This is a genomic window from Streptomyces sp. NPDC052687 (assembly GCF_040678395.1).
Lineage (GTDB): Bacteria > Actinomycetota > Actinomycetes > Streptomycetales > Streptomycetaceae > Streptomyces.
Genome location: NZ_JBFATR010000021.1, coordinates 87,714 through 95,451, shown reverse-complemented (window position 1 = coordinate 95,451; position 7,738 = coordinate 87,714). Strand labels below are relative to the sequence as shown.

General features: G+C 73.8%; 7 protein-coding genes. 3 read left to right on the top strand and 4 right to left on the bottom strand.

The features are described 5' to 3' along the window. Nucleotides 1–203, bottom strand: a 203-nt coding sequence (locus AB0K92_RS18990; RefSeq protein WP_365924252.1) for a hypothetical protein, incomplete at its 3' end; no start/stop codon positions are given. Between the two features lie 43 nt (nucleotides 204–246). Here AB0K92_RS18990 and AB0K92_RS18985 point away from each other — a divergent pair. The 3 genes from AB0K92_RS18985 (at nucleotide 247) to AB0K92_RS18975 (ending at nucleotide 4,940) form a co-directional block, all read left to right on the top strand. After that, a complete protein-coding gene (locus tag AB0K92_RS18985) occupies nucleotides 247–2,331 on the top strand; it encodes a YhgE/Pip domain-containing protein (RefSeq protein WP_365924250.1) in 2,085 nt (694 codons plus the stop codon). Nucleotides 2,332–2,381: 50 nt separating this feature from the next. Beyond that, the gene (locus AB0K92_RS18980) at nucleotides 2,382–3,011 is read left to right on the top strand and encodes a TetR family transcriptional regulator (protein ID WP_165999062.1); all 630 of its coding nucleotides are present in this window, start codon (nucleotides 2,382–2,384) and stop codon (nucleotides 3,009–3,011) included. Between the two features lie 429 nt (nucleotides 3,012–3,440). Then, a complete protein-coding gene (locus AB0K92_RS18975; protein ID WP_365924248.1) occupies nucleotides 3,441–4,940 on the top strand; it encodes an NAD(P)/FAD-dependent oxidoreductase in 1,500 nt (499 codons plus the stop codon). 48 nt (nucleotides 4,941–4,988) lie between these two features. Here the strand turns inward: AB0K92_RS18975 and AB0K92_RS18970 are convergent, their stop codons facing one another. The 3 genes from AB0K92_RS18970 to thiE all read right to left on the bottom strand — a co-directional run bounded on the left by AB0K92_RS18970 (nucleotide 4,989) and on the right by thiE (nucleotide 7,698). After that, nucleotides 4,989–5,879, bottom strand: coding sequence for a hypothetical protein (locus tag AB0K92_RS18970; RefSeq protein ID WP_365924246.1), 891 nt, complete (start codon nucleotides 5,877–5,879; stop codon nucleotides 4,989–4,991). 56 nt (nucleotides 5,880–5,935) lie between these two features. After that, entirely contained in the window at nucleotides 5,936–6,859 is a 924-nt protein-coding gene (gene metF, locus AB0K92_RS18965) for a methylenetetrahydrofolate reductase [NAD(P)H] (protein ID WP_165999056.1), read from the bottom strand. Nucleotides 6,860–7,038: 179 nt separating this feature from the next. Beyond that, nucleotides 7,039–7,698: a thiamine phosphate synthase gene (gene thiE / locus AB0K92_RS18960; RefSeq protein WP_365924244.1), complete on the bottom strand. Its 660-nt coding sequence runs from the start codon at nucleotides 7,696–7,698 to the stop codon at nucleotides 7,039–7,041. Nucleotides 7,699–7,738: the final 40 nt, after the last annotated feature.

Sequence of the window (7,738 nt, the reverse complement as noted above, 5' to 3'; positions counted from 1 at the left end):
CACGCGAGGCCGGTGACGGTGACGGGGACGCACGCGAGGCCGGAGGCGGCCGTGGGGAGGCACGCGAGGCCGGTGACGGTGACGGGGACGCACGCGAGGCCGGAGGCGGCCGTGGGGAGGCACGCGAGGCCGGTGACGGTGACGGGGACGCACGCGGGGACGCACGCGAGGCCGGAGGCGGCCGCACGGACGAAACCGGCCACGGTGACATGGACCAGGCCGACGACGAGGTGAAGGAGACGGCCGATGAGGTCGCCGAAACTGGCCGGGCTTGAGCTGCGCCGCTTCACGCGCGGCAAGCTCCCGCGCGCGGGCCTGGTGGCGCTGTTGCTGCTGCCGCTGCTGTACGGGGCACTGTACCTGTGGTCCTTCTGGGACCCGTACGGCCGGCTCGACCGGATCCCCGTGGCGCTCGTGAACGACGACAAGGGGGCCACGGCCGGCGGGAAGAAGCTCCGCGCGGGCGACGACATCGTCGAGGGGCTGCGGGAGAGCGAGGTCTTCGACTGGCACGAGGTGAGCGCCGAGGAGGCCCGCGCGGGCGTGGAGGACGGCCGGTACTACCTGTCGCTGACCATGCCGCGGGACTTCAGCGCGCGGATCGCCTCCAGCTCCGGCGACTCCCCCGAGACGGGCGCGCTCCAGGTGCGCACCAACGACGCCAACAACTACATCGTCGGGCAGATCTCGCGGACGGTGTTCAGCGAGGTACGCACGGCGGCGTCCACCAAGGCGTCGCGGTCGTTCCTGGACAAGATCTTCATCTCGTTCTCCGACATCCACGGCGAGACCGTGAAGGCCGCGAGCGGCGCCGACCAGCTCAAGGGCGGCATCGGCAAGGCGGAGAAGGGCTCCAAGGACCTCGCGGACGGCCTGAGGGACGCCAAGGACGGCAGCGGCGACCTGGCCACCGGCCTGAAGAAGCTCCACAAGGGCGCGGGCGACCTGGAGGACGGGGCCAAGAGGGTCGCGGAGGGCACCCAGACGCTCGCCGACAAGGTCAACGGCTTCTCCGGCCGGATCGGCCCCTTCCTGAAGGACAACGAGGAGTTCATCGGGGACACCGCCCAGTTCGTCGCCGACTCGGCCGGCGTCGTCCGCGAGAACCTGGGCAGCCTGGACAAGACGGCCCCGGCGGCGGCCGAACGCGCGCGGGAGGCCTCCCAGACCCTGGACGGCGTGTACAAGACCCGCTGCGAGGAGGCCGCGCTGCCCGACGCCGCGTGCGCCGACCTCAAGCTGGCCAAGGGTGCCGCCGCCGACGTGGCGGCGGTCGCCGGCGACCTCGACACGCTCGTCACCCAGCACGACAGCGACCTGAAGAAGCTCGACCAGCACCTGGCCACCCTCCAGAAGCAGGCCCAGGCGCTCGCCGACCGCTCGCCGCACCTGTCCGAGGACCTGGACGACGCCGTCAAGCGGATCAACCAGCTGAACGCGGGCGCCGGGAAGGTCGCCACGGGCGCCGAGAAGCTGCACGCGGGCCTCGGCACCGCGAAGACCGGCTCGGTCGACCTGGACCAGGGCGTCGGGAAGCTGAAGACGGGCGCGGACGACCTCAGCGGCGGCATGTACAAGCTGGTCGACGGCTCGGTGAAGCTCGCCGACGGGCTGCACGACGGCGCGGAGAAGATCCCCGACTACGACGAGCGGGAGCGCGACCAGCGCACCGAGGTCATGGCGGACCCGGTGCGGCTCGCCGCGCAGTCCCTGCACCGCGCGCCCAACTACGGCACCGGTTTCGCCCCGTACTTCATCCCGCTGTCCCTGTGGGTCGGCGCGATGGTGGCGTACATGCTGATCCCGCCGCTGAACCGGCGGGCGCTCGCCGCGGGCGCCTCGGCCTGGCGGATCGCGCTGGCGGGCTGGCTGCCGGTGCTGGCGATCGGCGTCGCGCAGACCGGGGCGCTGATGGCGGTGCTGCACTGGGCGGTGGGCCTGGAGATGGCCCGCGCGGCCGGGACGGTGGGCTTCCTGTTCCTGGTGACCGGCTGCTTCGCTGCGATCGTGCAGCTGCTCAACGCCCGCTTCGGGGCGGCCGGCCGGATCCTGGTGCTGGCCCTGCTGATGCTCCAGCTGACCTCGGCGGGCGGCACCTACCCCGTGCAGACCAGTCCGGGCTTTTTCAACGCGATCCACCCGTGGCTGCCGATGACCTACGTCGTGGAGGCGCTGCGCCGGCTGATCACGGGCGGCGGACTGGGGCCGGTCTGGCAGGCCTGCGCGGTCCTGACGGCCTTCACGCTGGGCGCGCTGGCGCTGACCGCCCTGTCGGCCCGCCGCCGCCAGGTGTGGACGCTGGACAAGCTGCACCCGGAGCTGAGCCTGTGACCTCGCCTCCCGTGCCGTCCGACGAGGCCGTTCCTGTGACAATCAAGGCCATGGAAAGCAGCAGCGCCCCGTCGGGCGGCAGCACCCGCCGCGAGGCCACCCGGCAGAAGCTCTACGAGGCGGCCGTGACCCTCATCGCCGAACAGGGCTTCTCGGCCACCACGGTGGACGAGATCGCCGAACGCGCGGGGGTCGCCAAGGGCACGGTGTACTACAACTTCGCCAGCAAGTCGGTCCTCTTCGAGGAGCTGCTGCGGCACGGGGTGGGCCTGCTCACCGCCTCGCTGAAGGAGGCGGCGGAGCAGACCGAGCGCAGCGGCGGCAGCCGGGTCGACGCGCTGGACGCGATGATCCGCGCGGGGCTGGGTTTCATCGCCCGGTATCCGGCCTTCACCCAGCTGTACGTGGCGGAGCTGTGGCGCACCAACCGGGCCTGGCAGTCCACCCTGATGGTGGTGCGCCGGCAGGTGGTGGCGGTGGTCGAGGACGTGCTCCGCGCGGGCGTGGAGAACGGCGAGCTGGCCGAGGAGATCGACATCCAGCTGACCGCGGCGGCGCTGGTCGGCATGGTCCTGGTGGCCGCCCTGGACTGGCAGTCCTTCCAGCCCGAGCGCACCCTCGACGACGTCCACGCGGCGCTGTCGCGGCTGCTCCAGGGGCGGGTGAGCGGCCGCCGCTGAGCGCCGCGGAACGGCGAAGGCGCCGGTCCGGCGTGGCCGCGTCCCCCGCGGGCCACTGCTCGGACCGGCGCCTGCCGGTTCCCCCGTTTCCCCCGTTCCCCCGTACTCCCCCGTATCCCCCGTACGTTCCCCCGTCGGACCCCCGTCGCGGTCGTCCCCCGGGTTCCCCCCGTGCCTCGCATCCGCCGACCGGGGCCGGCGGAAGGAGCGGATCGAGGGCCGCTCCGTTCCGGCGCCCCGTGTCGCCGGTGCCGGAGCCGTGCCCCTTCTCCGTGCCTCCACTCTCTCGTCCGCGCGGGCCGCTCCCCATCCGCGCGCGTACTCATCTCGGCACCTAGGTACGGATACTCAGCCCTGCGCGCTCGCCCCCGGTCCCGGTCGGGGGTGCGGCCGGAGTGACTGTCGGTGGCGGCGGATAAAGTCGCCGGCATGGCACGGATTGCGGTGATCGGCGCCGGGATGGGCGCGATGGCGGCCGCCGCCCGGCTGGCCGTCGCGGGCCACCGGGTGGCGGTGTACGAGCGGACGGACACGTACGGCGGCGCGCTGCGCCGGCGGGAGCGCGACGGCTTCCGCTTCGACACGGGGCCGGGGCTGCTGCCCCTGCCCGCGGTCTACCGCGATCTGTTCGTGAAGACCGGCAAGAAGCCGCTGGAGGAGTGCGTCCGGCTGGTCCAGGTGGACCCCTCGGCGCGTCATGTCTTCCCGGACGGCACGGCGGTCTCGTTGCCGAACGCCTCCCGCGCGGGCGTGGTCGCCGCGCTGGACGAGGCGCTGGGCGCGGGCGCGGGTGACCGCTGGGGCGACTTCCTGGTGCGGGCCCGCGAGGCGTGGGACCGCACCCGCCGGCCGCTCCTGGAGGAGCCGTTGTGGCCGAACTGGCAGGTGCTGGCGGAGAAGGAGCCGTATCCGGCGGTGCCCCACAGACGGCTGCTGCGCACCCGCCGGGCCGGCACGCTCGCCGAGATCGGCGCCTGGGAGCTGCGCGACCCCCGCCTGGCCGCCCTGCTGGACAGCCACGCCCTCGCCCACGGGCTGGACCCGCGCGTGACCCCCGCGAGCGCGGCGGTGCTGCCGTACATGGAGCACGCCTTCGGCACCTGGTACGTCCGCGGCGGTCTGCGCGAGCTGGCCCGCGCGGTGTACGACCGCTGCCTCGCCCGCCGGGTCGAGTTCCACTTCGGCGCGCAGGTCGCGCGGGTGCTGGAGAAGGACGGCCGCGCGGTGGGCGTGGAGCTGGCCGGCGGCGCGGTCGCGGAGGCGGACTTCGTGGTCGCCGGGGTCGACCCGGGCACGCTGGACCGGCTCGCCGGGAACCTGCCGGTGCGGCGCGCGGGCGAGGTGCCGGCCCGGCGCGGCCTGCCCAGCCGGCTGACGGTGCTGCTGGCGCTGCGCGGCGCCCGGCCGCAGGGGACGGCGCACCGGACGGTCGTGCATCCGCGGGACCGGGACGCCGAGCCGGTCCACGTGTTCGACGGCGGGCCGGGGGCGGCGGCCGAGCCGACGGTCACCGTGCTGCGCCCGGACGACCCGGAGCTGGTCCCGGACGCGGATCACGAGGCGGTCACCCTGACGGCCACCGTCCCGGCGGGTGCCGCCGGGGAGGAGCTGCGGCGGCACGCGGAGCGCATGATCAAGGCCGCCGAGCGGGCCGTGCCCGAGCTGCGCGAGCGGCTGCTGTGGCACGAGCTGTGCACTCCGGCCGACATCGCCGAGGCGACCGGCGCGGCGGACGGGGCCGTCCCGGCGCCGGCGCTGGCCGCGGGCGAGGGGCGGCTGCTGCATCCGGGGAACCCCACGGGTGTGGCGGGGCTGTTCACCGTGGGCGGCTGGTCCCACCCGGGCGGCGGGCTGCCGCACGCGGGGATGTCGGGCGCGCTGGTCGCCGGTCTGATCGTGGAGGGGCCGGGGTTCCGGGGCTCGCAGTGAGCCCGCGGCGGGCCGGAGCCGCGCGGTGAGACCCGCGCGGCACGTCACTCAGAAGCGGTACCGCTCGTCGTAGCCCTGGCCCTGCGCCTGGCCGTCGCCGGGGTAGCCGTACGGCTGCTCCGGCGGCAGCTCGCCGCCCAGCGGGTCGTCGGTGGTGCGCTGCTGCGGGACCCACACCCCGCCGGGCGAGGTCTCGCCCCCGTGGCCGCCGGCGTACTGGTCCTGGCCATAGACCTGCTGGCCGTACTGCGTGTCGTAGGCCGGGTCGTACGCGGCGCCGCTGTAGGTCTGGGTGCCGATGTACGGGTCGGAGTAGGCGGCGTACTGCTGCTGGCCGGTGGTGTCGTAGCCGTACTGCTGCGGGTAGGCGGCGTAGCCGTCGTAGCCGTAGCCCTGGTCGGCGGCCTGCGCGGTGGCCGCGTACTGGTCCTGGGCGTACACGCCGTAGGAGCCGGTCTCGTCGGGCAGCGGCTGCGGCTCGTAGACGGCGGTGGTCTCGGCGGCGGTGGGAGCGGCGGCGGGGCGGGCCGGGGTGAAGACGTCGTCGCGGTCCGCGTCGTCGCCGTAGGAGCCGCTGTCGTCACGCTGCGTGCTGCCCGCGTACTCGCCCGCCTGAAGGTCGGACACCTCCAGGGTGGGGTGCTGGCGGTCCCGGCGGTTGCGCTTGCCGCCGCCGAGGACCGGGCGGGCGGTGACCGCCCAGCCGGCCGCGAAGCCGCGGCGGAACGACAGCGTGACGTAGGTCTGCCCGACCGCGAACGCGGCGGCACCCAGTCCGATCACGACGACGGACGGGATCAGTACACCGACGACGACACCGAGGAAGCCGACGAACGCCAGCAGCCGCCAGCGAAGCCGTGCCTTGTACTGCAGCAGCACTTCGCCGAGCAGCCACAGCGCGACGATGCCGAACGCGATGTAGAGGACCGTCCAGCCCATGTACGCCCCTCTCCCAGTGGCCGCTACGCAGTGTGTCGTACGACTGTGCGACCGGTCTAGGCCTGCGGCGGGTGGTGCAGGCCGAGATTCTCGTAGATTTCCAGTGTCGCCGTGGAGTTGTTGAGCGTGATGAAGTGCAGTCCGGGCACTCCCTCGGCCAGCAGCCGAGCGCAGAACTCCGTGGCGAAGTCGATGCCAATGGAGCGTACAGCGGCGGGATTGTCTTTTGCTGTGAGGATCCGCTCTTTCAGCGCGGCCGGGAAGGCGGCGTTGGTCAGGGACGGGATCCGCTCCAGCGTCTTCACGCTGGCGATGGGCATGACCTCGGGGATGATCGGCGTGTCGCAGCCGGCCGCGCTGACCCGGTCGCGCAGCCGCAGATAGTCCTCGGGGTGGAAGAACATCTGAGTGATGGCGTAGTCGGCGCCCGCGCGGCACTTGTCGACGAAGTGCCGGACGTCGGTGTCCCAGTCGGTGGAGCGCGGGTGCATCGCGGGGAAGGCCGCGACACCGACGCAGAAGTCGCCCGAGTTCTTGATCAGTTCGACCAGCTCGGCGGCGTAGGTGAGGCCCTCGGGGTGCCGCACCCACTCGCCCATCGGGTCGCCGGGCGGGTCGCCGCGCAGCGCGAGCATGTTGCGGATCCCGGCGTCGGCGTACTGGCCGATGATGTTGCGCAGGTCGGCCACCGAGTGGTCGACGGCGGTGAGGTGGGCGATCGGGGTGAGGGTGGTGTCCGAGGCGATGGCCTCGGTCGCCTTGACGGTGCCCGCGCGGGTGGAGCCGCCGGCGCCGTAGGTCACGGAGACGAAGTCGGGCGCCACGGCCTCGACCCGGCGCAGCGCGTTCCACAGCATCCGCTCGCCCTTCGGGGTCTTCGGGGCGTAGAACTCGAACGAGTACGTCGTCTTGCCGGTCGCGAGCATGTCGCGCACGGTCGGGGCGTGGTCCGACCTGGTGGATGCGGTGCCGAGGGCCATACGGGCAGGTTAGCCAGGGGGCGGGGGTCGCCCAACCAGAGCCGGAGAATTTGCCCGATTCGTCGCTTTGTTGTCCACCCCTTGGACAGACCGGCGGACAGGTCGGCGGGCACGGTGGCGGACCGACCGGCGGGCACGGTGGCGGACCGACCGGCGGGCACGGTGGCGGAAAACCGCTCCTACGGAGCGTCCCGCAGCCGCTTCGCCAGTTCCGCCGCGGCGGCGCCCGGGTCGTCCGCCTCGGTGATCGCGCGGACCACGACCACCCGGCGGGCGCCCGCGTCCAGGACCTGGTCCAGGTTGGCGAGGTCGATGCCGCCGATGGCGAACCAGGGACGGTCGGTGCCCAGGGCGGCGGTGTACCGCACCAGGCCGAGGCCGGGGGCGTGGCGGCCGGGCTTGGTGGGGGTGGGCCAGCAGGGGCCCGTGCAGAAGTAGTCCACGCCGTCCTGGACGGCGGCGGCGGCCGCCTCGGACTCGGCGTGGGTGGAGCGGCCTATGAGGACGTCGGCGCCGAGGACGGCGCGGGCCGCGGGGACCGGGAGGTCGCCCTGTCCGAGGTGGAGGACGTCCGCGCGGGCGGCGTGGGCGACGTCCGCACGGTCGTTGACCGCGAGGAGCTTGCCGTGCCGGGCGCAGGCGTCGGCGAAGACCGCCAGGTGCTCCAGCTCCTCGGCCGCCTCCATGCCCTTGTCGCGCAGCTGCACGATGTCGACACCGCCGGCCAGCACCGCGTCCAGGAACTCGGGCAGGTCGCCCTGGCGCTTGCGGGCGTCCGTGCACAGGTAGAGCCGGGCGTCGGCCAGGCGGGCGCGCGCGGTGGTGGCGGTGTCGGGCATGGGTCCCCCCGTTGTCGGTGGCGTACGGGCCGCGGCCGGG

What these genes read in the sequence shown, in the direction of transcription:
- AB0K92_RS18970 (WP_365924246.1), bottom strand. Translation starts at nt 5,879, where the DNA reads ATGGGCTGGACGGTCCTCTACATCGCGTTCGGCATCGTCGCGCTGTGG.
- AB0K92_RS18980 (WP_165999062.1), top strand. Translation starts at nt 2,382, where the DNA reads ATGGAAAGCAGCAGCGCCCCGTCGGGCGGCAGCACCCGCCGCGAGGCC.
- metF (WP_165999056.1), bottom strand. Translation starts at nt 6,859, where the DNA reads ATGGCCCTCGGCACCGCATCCACCAGGTCGGACCACGCCCCGACCGTG.
- AB0K92_RS18975 (WP_365924248.1), top strand. Translation starts at nt 3,441, where the DNA reads ATGGCACGGATTGCGGTGATCGGCGCCGGGATGGGCGCGATGGCGGCC.
- AB0K92_RS18985 (WP_365924250.1), top strand. Translation starts at nt 247, where the DNA reads ATGAGGTCGCCGAAACTGGCCGGGCTTGAGCTGCGCCGCTTCACGCGC.
- thiE (WP_365924244.1), bottom strand. Translation starts at nt 7,698, where the DNA reads ATGCCCGACACCGCCACCACCGCGCGCGCCCGCCTGGCCGACGCCCGG.